Source organism: Moraxella bovis, assembly GCF_025985205.1.
Taxonomy (GTDB): Bacteria; Pseudomonadota; Gammaproteobacteria; order Pseudomonadales; family Moraxellaceae; genus Moraxella; species Moraxella bovis.
In genome coordinates this window covers 156,487-175,238 of record NZ_CP087840.1, presented here as the reverse complement: position 1 = coordinate 175,238, position 18,752 = coordinate 156,487, and the positions used below count along the sequence as shown (strand labels likewise).

Here is an 18,752-nt window from a genome sequence, read left to right as displayed (position 1 = left end):
TATCTAGGAGAATATAATGGCTCGTGTAAAACGTGGTGTACAGGCTAACCGCCGTCATAAAAAAGTCTTGGCTCGTGCAAAAGGTTACTATGGTGCACGCTCTCGTGTGTATCGTGTTGCCGTGCAAGCGGTAATGAAGGCAGGTCAATATGCATATAGAGACCGCCGTAACAAAAAACGCTCTTTCCGCCGTCTGTGGATTGCTCGTATCAATGCAGGTGCTCGTCTAAATGGTCTGTCATACAGCCGTCTTATCAATGGTCTTAAAAAGGCAAGCATTGAGATTGACCGCCGTATCCTAGCAGACATCGCCATGCATGACGCAGTAGCGTTCACGGCAATCTGCGAAAAAGCAAAATCTGCCCTAGCCTAAGCTAACAGCTTGCTTAAAAACCCCAGAGCTTTTGTTTTGGGGTTTTGTTTTTACTTATTGAATAAATTTACCAATCAGCCCAAATCCGCACCATTTGGCATTTTTAAAACAGTGGTCTTGTTGGGCGTACTTTTCATGCCCTTTGGCGACATCAATCCCCAAAAGTATTATTGTCTCTCACCACCCAAACGGTTATAATAACATTCCAATATCCATTTATTGACAACCGCCATGCACCATTTTAGCCAAGTCAGCTTTGATGAAGCCTTGATTCAAAAATACAACCGTCAAGGCCCTCGTTACACGTCCTATCCGACCGTTTTAGAGTTCGCCCCCATTCTAGACGGTGTGGAGATGAGCATTTTACAGCAAAAAGACCCTGCCGTCCCCCTATCGCTCTACATTCATATCCCTTTTTGCCGTCATCTGTGCTACTACTGTGGCTGTAACAAAATCATCACCAAGAAAAACAGCGACTCGGGCGATTATTTGGATTATCTGTTTAGAGAAATTCGCCATAAAAAATCCCTGCTAAACGGCAATGCAAAGGTCAAACAAGTCCACTTGGGGGGCGGTACACCAACCTTTTTAAGTGATGATGAGCTAACCATATTGTGGCGGTTTTTACAAGATGAATTTGACTTTGCTGATGACGGGGATTATTCGGTAGAGATTGACCCACGAGAGCTTAGACAGACGACTTTGGCGGTCTTACGCTCGCTGGGGGTCAATCGCTTATCATTTGGGGTGCAGGATTTGGACGAGACCGTACAGATAGTTGTGAACCGTGTACAGCCCCACAGCATGGTGCAGGCGGTCATGCGTGAAGCCAGAGAATTGGGCTTTGGTTCGATTAATATTGACTTAATTTATGGCTTGCCCCATCAGAGTGTAGCGAGTATGGCGGACACGGTCGCCAAAATTATCGCCCTAGCCCCTGACCGCTTATCGGTGTTTAACTACGCCCATCTGCCGGAGCGATTCACCGCCCAACGCCGCATCAAAGATGACGACCTGCCTAGTCCTGCCGACAAGCTCACCATGTTTGGCAACATCATCAAGGCACTCACGGACGCAGGTTATCAGTATATTGGCATTGACCATTTTGCTCGCCCTGATGATGACATGGCCATCGCCCAACGCCAAGGCAAGCTCCATCGCAACTTTCAAGGCTATGCCATCTTAGGCGAGTGCGACCTGCTCTCATTTGGGGTGAGCAGTATCAGTCAGATTGGCGAACATATCCTACAAAACCCCACCGACCTAACAGAATATCAAGCACGCATTAATGACGGCACGCTCCCTGCCATCAAGCACATCAAAGCAGATGACAAAGACAAACTTCGCCGTTATGTCATCATGAACTTACTATGCCATGACCGTCTGGACTTTGCTGATGTTGATGAGCGATTTGGCATTGACAGTCGCCGTTATTTTGAGCCAGAGCTGGCAAACCTACACCAAATGGCAGAAGACGGGCTTGTCTTTATCGATGAGGGGGGTGTACAAATCCTACCCAAAGGGCGGATACTGGGGCGTAACGTGGCAATGGTCTTTGATGAATACCTAACCCAAAAGCACAGCGGACGGTTTAGTAAGGTCATCTGACACCCAATAAAAACAACCATCATGTGTATGGTCGTTTTTTAGGGCGTGGCTTAACCACCCACAAACAACCATATCGTATAACCCACAAAGATAGACAACAGTACCGCACCCACGCCATGCCCGAGTTTTTGACTGCCACGCACAGCAAACAGGCACAGGACAAACAGCAAGCCCGTTACCCCACCCATGACAATCATATCACGGCTCACCACTTCACGAGCCACCGCCATGGGCATGATGGCAGCAGGAATGCCCACGACCGCTAGGGTGTTAAAGATGTTTGAGCCAATGACGTTACCCAATGCCATCTCGTCTTCGCCCTTGCGTGCGGCGATGATGGATGAGACCAGCTCAGGTAAGCTCGTACCCACCGCCACGATGGTAAGACCGATGATAAGCTCGGACAGCCCTGCGATTTTGGCAATCTCCACCGCTCCCCACACCACAAGGCGTGAACTTAGCACCAGCACCACCAAGCCCCCGATGAGTTTGACGAGCGCCATACCCATGCGAAAATCCACCGTGTCAGGCACATCATCACTGGCTGATTTGCCCAGCTTTGCCATATAAATCTGAAATGTCAAAAACACCGCCAACGCCCCAAGGAGGATCGCCCCGTCCAGACGACTCACTTGTCCGTCCAATAACTGAAAAATCGCCAAAGCGGTAATGCCGATGAGTATCAAAAAGTCGGATTTGACCAAGGACTTTTGGATAAATAAAGGACTGACCAACGCTGTTGCACCCAGTACGAGCGTGATGTTGGTGATGTTTGAGCCGTACGCATTACCCAGTGCCAAACCAGGGGCTCCGTTTAGGGCGGATAGCACCGACACGACTATCTCAGGGGCGGACGTGCCGATACCAATCACAAGCATGCCTACCAGCAATTTAGGCATGCCAAATTTTAGGGCGATACTAGATGACCCTTCAATAAAAAACTCGGCACTATGCACAAGCAAAGCAATGCCGACAATCATCGCAATAATGGCTAATAACATAGAATAAAAGATAAGAAAAGGGGCGTGTATTTTAGCACATGCCAAATATTACATTGTTATTTCTCGGTAAAAATAAGAGCGTATCACTACGCCCTTAACTTTATTCACACCCCCAGACTTTCATATTGGCTACGGCTAACGACCGTATTAAATAACCCTAAATACACCGTCTTCTTATCAATCCCTGCGTATTCAAGGCTAGAATCTTCGTAGCGTTTAAATTTATAAACAGCATCATTCATTACACTTTCATCAAAGACATTTAAGGATACCAATAATTGAAAATCCTTTTGTGTTAAACCTGTTACTTTGGTAAACAATTCAGGTTCAAGCTCTTGTATCACATCTTTTAAACTGTGCTCCCGAAAATCCGACAAATACATAAAAATCGGAATGCGAGTGGCAAATTTAATCAGTTTTTCCTTGATTTCTTGGCGTTTGGATTTTTTGTCCTTTTCTTCATCGGTTAATTTTTTAAGCTCTTTCTTTTCATCATCGGACAATTCATTTTCTTTGGCTTTTTGCTTAATGGCTTTAATGCGTTCAGAGCGATTGATGACAATTTGAATGTCTTCATTTAAATTACGAAAACCTTCCAATTTATCTAATGCGTCCAATGCGTCCTTATTTGCCATCAGATTTTTTAAAGTAATATCATCAACATTGACCAAAAGTGCCGACTGCCAACGCCTTGCCAAAAGAGTCGCCGTTGTGCCACTCATCGCCATATCTAGGAGTAGTTTTGCGTCCACTTGTTGCATTGCACTGCCATCATAAGCAAGCACAGGCAAAAAGGCGATAAATTCAGCGACTTTACTCTCTGGATTGCCTTCCTTTGGGTTTAGTTTGTGGGCATAATCAGCGATTTGGCGTAAGGCACGATTGGGAGCAAAATCAAAGATATAGCACTGATTTTTAATAATATTTACCCCATCATCGCCCCGCACCGTCCACGGGGTTTGCACTCGAAACCCCGCCTGAAAATAAGTCTCAGGACTGCTACAATTACGAAGCATAAAAATCCCTGTCCACGCAGGCACAGATACGCCCGTCATCAATTTACCACAAGACAGCGTAATGGATTTGGTTGCCAAAGGATTGTTTGTCATTGCATTTTTGACAGGAATTAACGCCCTATCGCCCATTCCTGCATTATTGCCTGCCGATACGATAATATCATAATCGTGATAAAATTTATTATTAGGAGCTTTTAATAAATTCGCCATTGCAAAACAACTCGCCACACTTGGCAAAAACCAAAGGGTATGCAATAAGCTATTTAATAAATTCACATCACTAAATGGCATTGGCGGTTTGGCATTGCCTTGTTTTAAATTGGTAACAATCATTTCATCAAGATTATCACGAATTAAATCCAGCCATTTTTGTACATAATTTTCGTGTTTAAATTTAGCCGTTTCCCCATTACCATCTGCTTTAAAAAACTCGCCCAAATCAAACTCATTAAACTCGCCTTGTGTGGCAATATGGCGAATATTTTCTGGTAATTGATAAGTAAGTAACATCATTTGGGGCAATGACAAATAAGGATTATCGCCTTTTGTTTTGTCCCAATTTAATTTTTCTCTTTGTTCATCGCCATAAGTCCAATTAAAGATTTGCTCTTCAATAAATTCCCCAGACGCAATCGCTCGAAATGGCGTACCTGATAAATACAAATAATGCTCTGTGGTAATCGGCAATTCATTTTCATTAAAATTTTCTACGCCAATTTCCATTTCTTGATATTCATTTTGCATTTGTGCCAATTCATCATCTTTGGCAAAAAGCGATTTGGCACTATCACGCCACGCCCCAAAATGATATTCATCAAATACCACACAATCCCAGTTTATCGTATGTATCCATTCATTTTTGGCTTTGATATTACCAAATCTATCTTTGCCAAGCACATCTTGAAAAGAAGCAAAATATACCATTGGTTTGGTTTTATCATAATTATCTATTTTTAATTCGCTATCACGGCTGATAAATTGCCAACCATTAAAATCAATGTGGCTTGTCAAATCCTCTTCCCACGCATTTTTTACCGCAGGTTTAAAGGTTAAAATGAGCACCCGTTGCCAATTCATTTTTTTGGCTAATTGATAGGTAGCAAACGTTTTACCAAATCGCATTTTGGCATTCCATAAAAAATGCGGTGTGCGGTGGTTATTTTTATCTTGTTTAATAAGATTAAAATAATTGGCGGTTTTTTGTACAGCCGATAACTGCTCTGGACGCATTTTAAAATCTTGTGTGCGTTGCCTTTCAAAAGTTTTGGATTGTTTGATATTTAAAATGGCGTTTTTAATGGTATCTATATCACATTCAAACCATTCGCCTGCAATGCGTTTTATACCCATTTTTTCTAGCATTTTATGCACGGCAAAATCTTTAAAATAACCGCCATCATCTTTAATCGCCAACGATTCAAATTCTAGTTTCCAACTTTGGCTTGGGGTAATGGTTGGATAATGTTGTTTCATTCGCTCCATAACGGTCTCTTGGGCGGTATAGCCTACTTTAAGACAATTTGGATAACGGCTGTCTGAATAGACATAAATTTTTGGGGCGTGGATTTGGGTAAAGGTTGGATTCATTTTAAATATCCTTGTAACGGTCAATAATATGGGTAGCTTGTTTGTCTAATTCTGGGAATAGGGTTTGATGACTGATACCACAATATTCTAACTGTTTTAAAATATATTCTTTTTTACTAGCGTCAATAATAAATCTTGCTCTAACCCATTCTGGATTAACATTGGCTTGACTGGTTTTGTTGCTTTGAATGCCAAAAATTAAAAAAGCCCCTTGTTGCTTAGCAATTCTTGGATTATTTAATCTTGGCTTTACACAAATTACTTTATAAAAATCACGATAATCTATATTTGATAAAAAATATGGTTTATCTTTGCGAATGTCATTTAATAGATTAATTATTTCTTGAATTTTATTTAATTCATTGTTGATAGCATTAAACGGGATATTATTAAAACTTAAACAATTTCTTTGATGAACTTCATCATCAACTTCTTTACTTAATCTTTCTGGGCTAAGTGTATTATCTAGTAGAAAATTTGGGTTTTTTTCCATATTTCTTCTAAGAATATCTAAATTATTTAATAAATTTTCTTGTGATATTTTCTGATATAACTCAATATCAAAATCATTATTTTGTAAGGATAATGCAGACAAAATAGCAACCGTATCGCTATCGTGATATTTTATTTGACTACTTGGAATATCAAAAATAATCACTTCGCCATCTTTTAAATCATCATTAATAATATTTTCTTGATTGCATTCTTGGCAATTAACCGTTTTTTTGTCTTTACCATAATTATTATTGACAGCAAAATACAAGCCAACCAATGCATTATAAGAAATATCTAATAATCTTGTTGGATAATCATAATGTTGCATTTTTACCAATTTATCAAAAAGTGTGTCGTGTGGTGAAAAATATTCGGCACATTCCGTCAAAACATCTTTGGTAATTAAATGCTCACTTTTAATCAATTCTTGTTTGCCAGTATCCTTGTTTTTTCTATAAATGCTTGGCTCTAACAAATATTTTTTATCAGAATGTCCACGGAAAAATCTTGTGTGATTTTTTGACAACTCCAATTTTGAAATTTGCTCAACAAATTGCTCAATACTTTCAATTCTAATCGCATTATTCATCATCATTCTCCAATAAATCTGCTTGTTTAGTCTTTTTACCACGAGATTTTTTAGGCTTTACACCAGTCTCATTATCCATTGGGCGTATCATTTCTTGTATATATCTAATATCGTCATTATTAAACCCATACTTTGCAAACAACTCTTCATCAGTCCAAGGTTTTGAGAAATCCTGCATTGGCACAAGCTGATAAACTCTTTTTGGTGCATCTTGCGTATTTTTTATAAGTGTAATTAGAAAATGGAAAAATTGCGTATTGATATAACTCATTACATTTTTACAAGTTTGCTCACTATCAAAACAACCAATTACCAAATAAGTCTCTGTGCAAGCAGTATTTATACCTGCATATATTGGTTTTAGTAAATCATTTTTGCTATCACCTGTACCAAATGCTCTTGGTACAATAACTTTATGTTTTAGAACTCATTCTTGGTTTTTCAGTATTTCTGACATTTTGATATAACCAATACCACCGTTTTGGAACAAAACTACATTTTCATTACAATTTACATAAGGTTTTGGTTTTCCTTTTACAAAAGTTCTTAGTCCAAAAGGTTTTAATGAGCTAACAAAGTCTGAAAAACTTTTTTCTTTTAATTTTCTAACTTTATTTAAAATAGAAACAGCATTATTATAACGCACAAATATATCAATCCCACCTTCCTTTAAAGGGCGTTTTACTTGCGAAATACAATGACCATTATCATAGGTAAATACCATACAATCATCATTATGAGTTTTATCCCATAAAAAATAACTGACACCGCCTTTAATTTCCACATTATCAAAACAATCTTTTGAATTAGGAAAATCGTGAATTTCTTTAATGCGTTTATCATTCAACATATTATCCCGAAATTCATCAAGACCTTTACCACCTGCAAACCAACGGCTTGGCGTAATCATAATCAGATGATTGGGATTTAATTTTTTAGCTTGTTCAATAAACAAATGATAAATGGGTTTTGCACTTGCTCCTGCTCCACCGTCATCTAATTGATAAGGCGGATTGCCAATAATCACATCAAATTTCATCTTTAAAATCTCATTAAAAATTGTTTCTTTATCGCTATGAATAAATGCATAAGCGTGGTTTTCCAATCCTTGCCGATGACCAAATACTTCTTGGCTTGCCCCACATTCACTGCATTTACCATCTTTAAAGGTATGATTGACATTGCCAAAAATAATATTGCCCATTTCATTGTCAAACTCATCACAAATAGAAATGGGTGAATTGGCAATTCTGGCACAATACACACTACGGCGTGATAATAGGGCGGTTAACCCAGTAATGGCAATACCAAATACTTGATTTTTACAAATATGGTTAATGCGAGTTTGTTTATCGGGAATTTGACTTTTTAAGCCTTTATCCAAGCGTTTGACAATTTCTCGCAGGAATACCCCTGATTTACATACAGGGTCTAAAAATGTCGCCTTTGAATTTTGCCAAATATCAGACGGTAATAAATCCAGCATTTGATTGGCAAGTTTTGGCGAAGTAAATACTTCATCATTGGAAAGACTGGACAAGCAATCCAAAACATCAGGATTATAAGCCAATTCAAATAAATTTAATTGACCCTTGCCGATATTATCCAAATCAGGAATGATGTTGCTGTCTATTTGAAAGTTTGAGTTTTCCATTTATAAATTACCTTTATCTATTAATACATCAAAACCCACATTACAGCTTTGGGTTGCTATCTGATTTTTTAGAATATGATTAATGCGAGTTTTTTTATCAGGTATTTGACTCTCTAAACCCTTATCCAGTCTTTTAATTACTTCACTCACAAATATTTGAGATTTGCAACTATTATCTAAAAGTTTAATATTCGGATTAGACCAAAGATCACTAGAAAACAAATCTAGAACCTTATTAATAACTTCTTTTGTTAAGTTATCATCGACATTTAACACGGCAAGACAATTCAACACATCGTCATTGTATAAACTTTCAGATAAATTTAGATTTCTTTCTAAATTTACATCTTTAATAACATCAAATTTCATTTTTTTGTTCTCTTAATTTTTTAAAATCAGTTTCTGTATAATCAGGGGGAATAGGCTTAGCAATAAACCCTTTATCAATAGGCGAAGCGTTGTCTAGTTTTTCTACCAAATTTTCATAGACATAATCACGCCTTTGTACTAAAATATGACTAGTAAACTTCCATTCGCTAAATACAATAGGATTTTCATTTAAATCTTTTAGGGTTAAGGCATTACCATTTATGATATTTTTATTTAATAAAAATTCAGCTATTCTTATTATTTCATCATCAATATCTTTAAAATGGCTTTGATAATGTTCTGTAAAAATATCCAATAATCGCTTACGGCATTCAATGCAATTATCTGACAAAATTTCTATGCCATAAATGGACGATATGGCATAAATAGCATTCCTTTCATAATCAGATTTTGAGTATGTGTAAGATTTTTGACCTTTTTTCTTGATTTTTACCAATTTTAAAACAAGGCTAAGTTTTCGGCTTAGAATTTCCGCCAAAAAATTACCATTACCACACGCAGGCTCCAAAAAGGTCTTTCCAATAGCCTCTTTGTTACCTGCCTGCCAAATAGCATTAGGCAATAAATCCAACATTGCGTTTACTTCCCTTTCGGCTGTAAACACTTCACCAAAATCCGCCACTCGTTTTTTGGATTTGACTTGTCTATTATTGGTTGGTATTGGGGCGGTATCAGTCATTTTGCACCGCCTTGCTTGATGGGATTTGGACAAATTTTGAACACGAAAAAAGCCCGTCATTAGGCGAGCTTTTAAAAAATAAGAATGGACGGTTAATTAAACAATCATTAACCGTGCGAATTGCGAATTGCGAATTGCGAATTGCGAATTGCGAATTGCGAATTGCGAATTGCGAATTGCGAATTGCGAATTGCGAATTGCGAATTGCGAATTGCGAATTATTTTAGTGAGCATTTTACTAATGTCAAGTCTCATAAGTCATTTTTACAAAAATTTCCCCAAATATTCTAGCATAATCCCTACATATAAGCAAAAAAAATAAGAGCGTATCGCTACGCCCTTATTTATTAAACTAAACCCGCTCAATCACGGTGGCAATCCCCTGCCCAAGCCCAATACACATGGTGGCAAGCCCAAGCGTGGTGTCTTGTTGTTCCATTACATTGAGTAAGGTTGTGGTAATTCTCGCCCCAGAACAGCCCAGTGGGTGTCCTAATGCAATCGCTCCGCCATTGTGATTGACGATGTCTTGCTTGTCATACAATCCTAAGCCTTTTAACACCGACAAGCCTTGTGCGGCAAAGGCTTCGTTTAGCTCTACGGTCTGAATGTCGTTAATGGTCAAGCCTGCTCGTTTTAATGCCTTTTCGGTAGCTGGTACAGGTCCATAGCCCATAATGGCAGCATCACAACCTGCGATTGCCATAGAGCGGATTTTGGCACGGGGTTTTAGCCCAAGCTCTTGGGCAGTTTGGGCAGACATCAATAGCATTGCTGACGCACCGTCCGACAATGCGGATGCAGTACCTGCTGTTACCGTACCGCCTTTGGGGTCAAAGACAGGCTTTAGGGCTTTGAAAGTATCCAAATTGGCGTCCGAGCGAATGACTTCGTCCACAAGGCACATCTGTAAATTGCCGTCACTATCGTGTCCTTCTACGCCCACAATTTCATTTTTAAATCTGCCGTTTATGGTGGCGTCCCACGCTTTTTGGTGTGATTTTACGCCAAACTCGTCTTGCTCTTCTCGGCTAATACCATTTAACCGTCCCAGCATTTCAGCCGTTAGCCCCATCATATTGGAGGCTTTGGCATAGTGTTTGCTTGCTTTGGGATTTAAATCCACGCCGTGCATCATATTGACGTGTCCCATATGCTCCACCCCACCGATGATAAACACATCGCCTTGATTCGTTGCAATCTGGGCGGCGGCGGTGTGCAGGGCTTGCATTGACGAACCGCAAAGGCGATTGACTGTTTGTCCGCCTGCACTTTTGGGAATGCCAGCCAAAAGCCCAATGTGGCGCGCGATATTCCAGCCTTGTTCAAGCGTTTGGTTTACCACCCCCCAAATCACATCTTCCACAAGGTTTAAATCAAATTCATTACGAGCCAAAAGCTGTTTTACCACTTCGGCAGAAAGGTTGTCGGCACGCACATTGCGGAACATACCATTTTTAGATTTGCCCATTGCTGAGCGTACGCCATCCACAATGACGACATCATTCGGGTTTAGGGTTGTCATAAGTTTTTCCTTAAAAAAATAGTAAAGCAACATTAATACACAGTATACCACACCATATGGCACACCCCATTTCATTGTATCAGATAACCTGATACACAATCAAATTCTCATCAAGTCCTTTATCAAGCGTTGCAAACACCACCGCATCCGCCACATCTGCCCCGTCTTTATCATAGGACAACGCCCCAGTTTGGCTGTCGTATTTGATATGCTCTTTGATATTATCGGCGGTCAAGTTATCAAATACACGGAGTGCCAATGCAATGCTATCCTCATTCACATTAAAATCAGTAATGGTATCCACCGAGCCATTTAACAGATTGCTAAATACAAAAGTATCCGCCCCTGCTCCGCCTGTCAAGGTATTGGACAGCTCATTGCCTGTAATGCGGTTATCCAAATCATTACCAATCGCAATCTCCGCCACGCCAAACAGGCTGATGTTCTCCACATTAGGCGAGAGCGTATAACTTTGAGCATAGCTGTGGACGGTGTCTATCCCTTCAAGATAATTTTCCACCACCACATCATTGGCATTATCCACCACAAAAATATCATCGCCTTTTCCGCCGTGAATGGTGTCATTGCCACGACCGCCATCTAGGTAGTCGTTGCCATCTCGACCTTCTATCAAATCATCGCCATTTCCGCCAAAAATCTCATTATCAGCGACATTACCTTTTAGGCTGTCTGAATATTCCGAACCGATTAAGCGTTCCAACTGCGTGCCATAGCCGATAAAGGCTTGACCGTCTGTAAAGGTGTAATCGCCAACTTTACCATTAAACAGTCGCCAATTATCCGTAACCGCCCCATCGTATCCTGTAAAGTAAGTGCTTGGGGTAAAGTTTTTAAAGTCTTGTATTGCCAAGCGTTCTGCTTTATCGCCACGATAAATCCACGAACCCGCGGTCAAATCCACCGTTACACGCTCATTTTCTTTGGACGCATCAAAAGTATCCACGCCAGCCCCGTCCCAAATGTAAATATTGCCGTCAGGACTTTGCGGATTAAAGGTTTTGAAGGTGTAAGTGTCGTTGCCAGCTCTTTGCGTTTTGTTTACGCCATAACGGTATTGCACAAAAGCAATGTCAAACAGTCGCAAATCCGAACGGTTAATTTCCATATTGGTGGTTTTGTACGACATCACGCTCATACCAGTATGTTCTTCAAAATAGGACAAAGTCGGATTTTCGTGCGTGTGTTTCATACCCAAAGAATGCCCAACTTCGTGCATTATCAAAAACACCCCCAATTCTGGGTGGTTCACACTAAAATGCACATTACCGCCATAATAACCCACCCCTGCCGAACCGCTCAATGGGCGATGGTGAAAACCAATGTCCGCACGCCCCTCGCCGTTGGTGGTATTGACACCAGCATTGTCATCAATTTGCACAAACTTAATATCAGCATATTTTTCATAAGTATCAAGAGCATCACGCACGGCTTTGCGATTACCCTCTGTCCAATCAAGGGCATTTGAATATTCGTTGTTAAAAGAATAGCTAATCGTTGCCCCTTTGCCAATCTGCCAATTTTTCAAATACCCTGACGCTTGGTCTCGGTATTCTAGGCTTTGGATAAAATACGGTTTTTCGCTGTTAGAATGCTCAAAAGTGCTAACAAAATCGCCTGTTAAGTTGTCTTTGCCTGTTTTGTAGGCGTGTTCGGTATTGACGACAATGGTTTGCCCTTGATGATTTTTACCTGTCAAGGTGGCAACCACTTTGTCGCTTTGTTTTAAAATACCGTTGTCCACCAAAGTTTCAAAAGACAAATCATCTTTGACCTGTGTTTCAATTCGTTCATTGCCAATATCAAGCGTGATTGTATCGCCCACTTTGGCAGAACCCAAAACCACGCCTTTAATCAAAGTTTGCGGATTGGGCAAATTGGTTTTGACCGCCCCATTTTCAATATAAGCATTTGGGTTAAATTGATAAGCGGATTTGTCCAATTGTGGCAAAAGCTCATAGCGAGTTTTACCGTCTTCCAAATAATAAACGCTCCAACCGCCTTTATTTTCAAAGCTAATCTCTTGTCCTTTGGCATTTTGCAAATCGGCAAGGCTAATGTCCCAATAGAATGTTTGGTCTTTTAAGTTAATGCCAATTGCATATTCTTTGCCATTTAATTTGGCGACAAAGGATTGAAATTGCGTAGGATTTTGATATTGGGCATATCGCCCTGTAAGCTCAATTTTGCCTGTCAATCTCACAGTTTCGCTTGGATTGATTTCCGCCATTTCGCTAATTTTGATTTGGGCAGAGGCAAAATTATCTACCGAATACGCACGCTCAATGGTTTTACTACCCAAAGTCGCAACCATCTTACCGCTTTGATTTTCAACCAAATCTTGGGTTCTGATGTCCACGCTGAACTTGCCATTTTGTACGGTTGCCGTTGCCGTTTTGTCGCCAAAACGCAGAGTAACCATTTGACCGTCCGCACCGTTTGCTGTGCCTGTGATTTTGGTCGTTGCGATTTTGCTTTCGGTTACATTGATGACATCATCGCTGGTTAAGCTATCTAATTGAATACTAATTGGTTTTGGCGTATTGGGTGGCGTAACGACCGCTCCGACCGTGTAATTTTGTTCAACCGTTGCCGTGCCGATGTTGCCTGCGGTGTCGCTGGTTTCAAGGCTGGCTGAAAGGCTTTTGCTGGCATTTTGGATTAAGGCGGTTCGTGGCACTTCTACGCTAAATGTGCCATTTTGGGCGACATTTGCCGTAAATTCCGTGCCATTTACCGATACTTTGACTTTGTCGGTCGGCTTAAATTCGCCTGACACCGTCCCTGTTAGGGTAACAGTATCAGTACCTGTTTGGGCGATTGTGGAAATTGGGTCTAAACCTACCATCAAATCAGGGGCAATCGTATCCACAACAAATTTGCCAACGGATTGATTTTCCGCCACATTACCAGCATTATCCTGAACGCTCACTTTTACGACAAAATCATTATTGCCTTGATTTTGTTTGGCAATATTTTCAGGCAGGTTTACCGTCCACGATTTGCCGTTTACCATTGCCGAATGCGTTTGATTATTCAAAATCACATCAACTTTTACGGACGATTGCACCACATCGGCATCAAAATTCAGGCTACCTGAAAGGGTTAAACCTTTACTTTGACTATTGACCGTTTGGTTGTTTGTGGCGATTTCTACCGCTGGCTGATTGAGCGTAACATCGTAAGTATAAGATTGATTTTGCTCAATAATCTTTTCATTTCCTGCTTTATCTCGTGCGGTTAAATGCCATTTCACGGCTTGACCGCTGGCAAATTCGCCACTTGCGATAGAGACTTGATAATAATCGCTATTTTTGGTGGCAATATGTTCCTTGCCATTGACCGAAACTTTGACAGCAACGGTTTCATTTTCGCCCAGATTGGCAATTTTTCCTTTTAAAACAATATGGTTTTTGGCGACTTCACGGTTAATCACGCCATCTTTGCCAATTTTTTCATAAACAAAACTTGGGTCGGGCGGTGTGATGTCCACGCCATAGGATTTTTCGGCAGTGCCTGTGGCGGTATTTTTGGCATCGTCTGTGGTAGTAACGCTTGCCTTAACCACCGTGCGACCGCTCGCCACCATCTCTGAGCCGTCAAATGCCACGCTAAATGTGCCATTTTGAATGGTGGTCTTAATGTCCACCCATGCCACGCCCGTGCAGGTTGGGCAACCACAAGACAGGGTAACTTCATCGCCATCTTTGGCATTTTCTACCGTGCCTGAAACGCTGATTTTGCCTTCGCTTTCTTTTAGGTTGATGACATTGTCATCGGTAATATTATTAAAGCTAATCGTGGGCATGGCAATGTTGGTATCTACTTGATAAGTATGGGTAGTTGTGCCAATATCTTTGCCATTTCGGGTAAGACTTGCCGAAATTTCATTGTGGATGATTAGGGTTTTGCCGTCCAAATTTAGGCTAAATTTGCCATCGGTAATAACAACGGTTTGGCTTGCCGTGCCAATCATTACGGTCAAAACATCGCCTGTTTTGCTGTTTGTTACCGTGCCTGTAACCGCCAAAGTCGCCTGACTTTCAGATAGGTTAATGATATTATCATCAGTAATACCATCAAAGGTAATTTTAGGCGGATTTTTGGCAAGCTCGTCCGCTTCGGCTTGTTCTTTTTCAGCTTGCTCCCTCTCTTGGCGTTCTTTTTCCAAACGCTCTTTTTCGGCTTGTTCTTTTTCGGCTTTGGCTTTTACTTCTTGCTCGGCTTTATTAACCCCCTCAGCCTCATTTCTTTCTGTGTTTGGTGTTTTGGCATCAGACTTTTTATTTAAGGCAGTTACCCCGCCAACCGCCAACGCCCCCATCAGCCAAGTACCAGCCTTGATGGTGCTGACATCGGTGGCAGTCTGAGCAACCGAAGTGGCAAAGTCCGACACATAAGCACCAAAATCCTCAATCACAAAGGCAAGCTCATCATCTGCAAAATAAGCATAAACATCATCGCCCACCTGCTCAACTCGCACCTCATCGGTTGGTTGGTTCTGTTCATCAACGACCTGATAAGACATTTTGCCACGAGCTTTGAGTTTGATGGGTTTTTGCTGTTCTAAGGTAATGACTTGTTTGGTATTATGATTGTCATTAACAATAAGACGATAGGCTTTTTTCATAAATCAAATTTCCACATGGGTAATTGGTTGTTCTAAGCTTTCATTTTAACATAAATTCCCTTATTTGGACTAGGAAATACAGACAAAGCACCCAAATTCAGTTATTAATGATTTTGGCGAGCCTGAATTTTTGCCAACACAGCATCACGCACTTCATTTGAATTTACACCTTGATTGGGGTTGTCCGATAAATTTTTATAAGCAGTCATCACACGATTTTCTACCCATTTTTTATATTCATCAGAATTGAACTTTTCATTCAAATAATCATCAATTGCATCGATGGCAATTTGTTCTATGGAACAATTTTTTACTTGGCTCGCCCAATACCATAATGAATGATGCATATCAAATGGCAATGACAAAGTTAATAAAACTTCTGTATTTTCCAAATCATTTTCATTTAGTAATTCATCATTCATTGTTCATTACCTTAATTGGTGCGTACTTTTAGAAAAATACCTTACGCATTAAGTTTTGGGATTAAAGCCAATACCATAATCCATATCAATCACAATACCCAATTGCCAAAATAATAATAAATGCCTCGCCGATAATTTTAAATCAAATTCATCGTTTTTGTGTTGAGCGGATAAATATAAATGCAAAATATTACCTTCACAAAGTTCATAAAATGATTGATATTTGTCATAATTGATAATTTCAATTAATTCATTTAACCACAAGTAAAGTTTTGCATTTTGGTCTCATTCAAAATCAAGCAAATGCCCTTATTATCCTCTAATAAAGTAAATTTATCTTTAAATGGGTGATGATGAACAAATTGCAAAACTTCATCTTTGTGCGTTGAGTTAAATGACAAAACCAAATCCATGTGCTTAATATTCATTTAACTTTATTCCCAAATACTATTGGCAAATTGTAGTGGACGAATTTGAGTTCGCCCACTACCAAGCCACATTACGCTTATGATTAAGCGTAAAACGACTTCCCACTCTCCGCCATTTCTCTTAGCAATACAGGAGCTTCATACGCCTTGCCCAGATGAGCGTATTTATCGCACAAGGCGACAAATTCTTTTACGCCCACTTGGTCAATGTAGCGACACGGACCACCACGAAACGGTGGGAAGCCAAGCCCCATCAGCATCGCCATGTCTGCCTCGCCTGCACTTGCCACGATGCTATCTTCTAGGCAACGTACCGTCTCGGTACAAAACGCCACCATTAAGCGGTCAATGATTTCTTGCTCGTCAAAATCGGCATTACCGTCTTGCACCGCCTTTAACAGCTCATAAGTGGTCGTATCCACACTCTTTTTGGGCTTGCCTTTTTTGTCAAGCTCATATTTATAAAAGCCTGCACCATTTTTTTGACCTAGACGGTTACTTTCAAACATGACAGTCGTGGCACTCTTATAATCAGGGTTCATACGCTCAGGGAATGCGTTCGCCATGACCGCACTTGCGTGCACGCCTGTATCAATGCCCACCACGTCAAGCAGGTAGGCAGGTCCCATAGGCCAGCCGAACTTTTCCATGACTTTATCAATCTTGACAAAATCCGCCCCGTGTTTGATAAGTAAATCAAACGCCCCAAAATAAGGGAACAGCACACGGTTTACCAAAAATCCTGCACAGTCATTCACCACAATTGGCGTTTTGCCCATTTTTTGAGCAAGGGCAACCGTAGTCGCCACCGCTTCATCGCTCGTCTTCTCGCCGCGGATAATCTCCACAAGGGGCATACGATGAACAGGGTTAAAAAAGTGCATACCCACAAAATTCTCGGGGTGTTTTAGCGATTTGGCAAGCTCGGTAATACTAATCGTGGACGTGTTGGACGCAAGAACAGCCGTGTCTTTAATCAGGCTTTCGGTCTCGGCAAGCACCGATTTTTTGATTTTTTCGTTCTCCACCACCGCTTCAATGACGATGTCAGGCGTAGAAAAATCGCCATAGTTTAGGGTTGGGCGGATTTTGGATAGGGTTTCGCCCATTTTGGCAGTGCTAATTTTGCCACGTTCTACTTCTTTGCTAAGGAGCTTGCTCGCTTCATTCATTCCTAGATCAAGTTGCTCAGATTTGATGTCTTTCATGATGATGGGCAAGCCCTTGACCGCCGACTGATAAGCGATACCACCGCCCATAATCCCTGCCCCAAGAACCGCCATTTCATTGATGTCGTGGGCGGATTTGGATTGGTCTTTGGCACGTTTTTTGACAAGCTGGTCGTTTAGGAATACACCGACAAGAGCAGCCGCTTGTAGGGTTTTGGCGGATTTGGCAAAATTAGTCGCTTCAATCTTAATCGCTTCATCACGCCCCAAATTAACGTGGTTTTCTATCGCATCTAGGGCAAGGGCAACGGCAGGGTAATGCTTGGGATTAGCTTTGGCAAAAATCACACCTTTGGCAGAATTGAAGGCCATGGCTTGCTCGGTTCGGTTAAGTTTAACAGGTTCTAACTTCTCGGCACGTTTGGCTTGCCAGTCAAGCTCGCCATTTATGCACTTTTTGACCAAATCCAGAGCCGACTGCTCCACACTCTCGTCCGCCACGACAGCGTCCACCAAACCCACTTTTAGGGCATCGTTAGGTTTTAGTGGATTGCCTGTGGCGATGAGTTCTAGGGCGTTGTCAATGCCGATAATGCGTGGCGTACGCACACTACCACCAAAGCCAGGGAAAATACCGAGTTTGGTCTCAGGCAAGCCAATTTGAGCCGCTTGCCCCATGACACGGTACTCACACACAAGGGTCATCTCGCATCCACCGCCCAACGCTGCGCCATTAATGGCACAAACCTTAGGACATGGTAAATCTTCAAAACGGTTAAACACACTGTTAATGTCAAGTAGCCAATTTTCCAATTCTTCTTGGGGTTTTTTGAAATAACCGACAAACTCGGTAATGTCCGCCCCTGCGATAAAGATCTTTTTGCCTGACGTTACAATCAAGCCCTTGATGCTCGTGTCCTGCTCCAAGGCGGTTACGGCTTCTTTGAACTCAGCATTGGTGGCTTGGTCAAATTTATTGACCGACTCGGCCTCATTATTAAAATGAAATTTGACAATGTCGCCATCTATTCGGCTGACTTGTATGGATTTTCCACTATAAATCATGATTACTCCTGTTATGTCCCCCAATGGGGTTTGGTTAAATATCACTCATGATCGACCGATACAGGCAAAATAACAAATCACATCTGTCATCTCCATCTCGCCC

Annotated in this window: 14 protein-coding genes; 2 read left to right on the top strand and 12 right to left on the bottom strand. The window is 41.0% G+C overall.

What is annotated here, in order from left to right:
- The first annotated feature begins 16 nt into the window (after positions 1-16).
- Together rplT and hemN are read left to right on the top strand one after the other, a co-directional pair.
- Positions 17-373, top strand: coding sequence for a 50S ribosomal protein L20 (rplT, locus tag LP107_RS00840; RefSeq protein ID WP_079325634.1), 357 nt, complete (start codon positions 17-19; stop codon positions 371-373).
- 231 nt (positions 374-604) lie between these two features.
- Complete coding sequence (gene hemN / locus LP107_RS00835; RefSeq protein WP_264676025.1) at positions 605-1,981, top strand: oxygen-independent coproporphyrinogen III oxidase; 1,377 nt, start codon at positions 605-607, stop codon at positions 1,979-1,981.
- A gap of 50 nt (positions 1,982-2,031) precedes the next feature.
- On the opposite strand, the gene LP107_RS00830 is transcribed toward hemN, so the two are convergent.
- The 12 genes from LP107_RS00830 to fadB form a co-directional block, all read right to left on the bottom strand.
- Positions 2,032-2,982 carry a calcium/sodium antiporter gene (locus LP107_RS00830; protein ID WP_115368942.1) on the bottom strand — a complete coding sequence of 317 codons (951 nt, stop codon included), beginning with the start codon at positions 2,980-2,982 and terminating at the stop codon, positions 2,032-2,034.
- A 104-nt stretch (positions 2,983-3,086) separates the two neighbouring features.
- Positions 3,087-5,585, bottom strand: coding sequence for a DEAD/DEAH box helicase (locus tag LP107_RS00825; protein ID WP_264676026.1), 2,499 nt, complete (start codon positions 5,583-5,585; stop codon positions 3,087-3,089).
- A 1-nt stretch (position 5,586) separates the two neighbouring features.
- A complete protein-coding gene (locus tag LP107_RS00820; RefSeq protein WP_264676027.1) occupies positions 5,587-6,672 on the bottom strand; it encodes an FRG domain-containing protein in 1,086 nt (361 codons plus the stop codon).
- The gene (locus LP107_RS00815; protein WP_264676028.1) at positions 6,662-6,940 is read right to left on the bottom strand and encodes a hypothetical protein; all 279 of its coding nucleotides are present in this window, start codon (positions 6,938-6,940) and stop codon (positions 6,662-6,664) included. Before LP107_RS00815 ends, LP107_RS00820 begins: the two co-directional genes overlap by 11 nt.
- Positions 6,941-7,096: 156 nt before the next feature.
- Entirely contained in the window at positions 7,097-8,323 is a 1,227-nt protein-coding gene (locus tag LP107_RS00810; RefSeq protein ID WP_264676029.1) for an Eco57I restriction-modification methylase domain-containing protein, read from the bottom strand.
- Positions 8,324-8,692, bottom strand: a complete 369-nt coding sequence (locus LP107_RS00805) for a DNA methyltransferase (protein WP_264676030.1) — start codon at positions 8,690-8,692, stop codon at positions 8,324-8,326.
- The gene (locus LP107_RS00800; RefSeq protein ID WP_078274654.1) at positions 8,682-9,392 is read right to left on the bottom strand and encodes a restriction endonuclease subunit M; all 711 of its coding nucleotides are present in this window, start codon (positions 9,390-9,392) and stop codon (positions 8,682-8,684) included. The genes LP107_RS00805 and LP107_RS00800 overlap by 11 nt, the downstream gene beginning before the upstream one ends.
- A 352-nt stretch (positions 9,393-9,744) precedes the next feature.
- Positions 9,745-10,917: an acetyl-CoA C-acyltransferase FadA gene (gene fadA / locus LP107_RS00795; RefSeq protein ID WP_264676031.1), complete on the bottom strand. Its 1,173-nt coding sequence runs from the start codon at positions 10,915-10,917 to the stop codon at positions 9,745-9,747.
- 79 nt (positions 10,918-10,996) lie between these two features.
- The gene (locus tag LP107_RS00790; RefSeq protein WP_078274656.1) at positions 10,997-15,565 is read right to left on the bottom strand and encodes an Ig-like domain-containing protein; all 4,569 of its coding nucleotides are present in this window, start codon (positions 15,563-15,565) and stop codon (positions 10,997-10,999) included.
- Between the two features lie 104 nt (positions 15,566-15,669).
- The gene (locus tag LP107_RS00785) at positions 15,670-15,987 is read right to left on the bottom strand and encodes a hypothetical protein (RefSeq protein WP_078274657.1); all 318 of its coding nucleotides are present in this window, start codon (positions 15,985-15,987) and stop codon (positions 15,670-15,672) included.
- 254 nt (positions 15,988-16,241) lie between these two features.
- On the bottom strand, positions 16,242-16,415 hold the full coding sequence (locus tag LP107_RS00780; RefSeq protein WP_158079676.1) for a hypothetical protein: 174 nt from the start codon (positions 16,413-16,415) through the stop codon (positions 16,242-16,244).
- 83 nt (positions 16,416-16,498) lie between these two features.
- Positions 16,499-18,649, bottom strand: a complete 2,151-nt coding sequence (gene fadB, locus LP107_RS00775; RefSeq protein ID WP_264676032.1) for a fatty acid oxidation complex subunit alpha FadB — start codon at positions 18,647-18,649, stop codon at positions 16,499-16,501.
- Between the last annotated feature and the right edge of the window lie 103 nt (positions 18,650-18,752).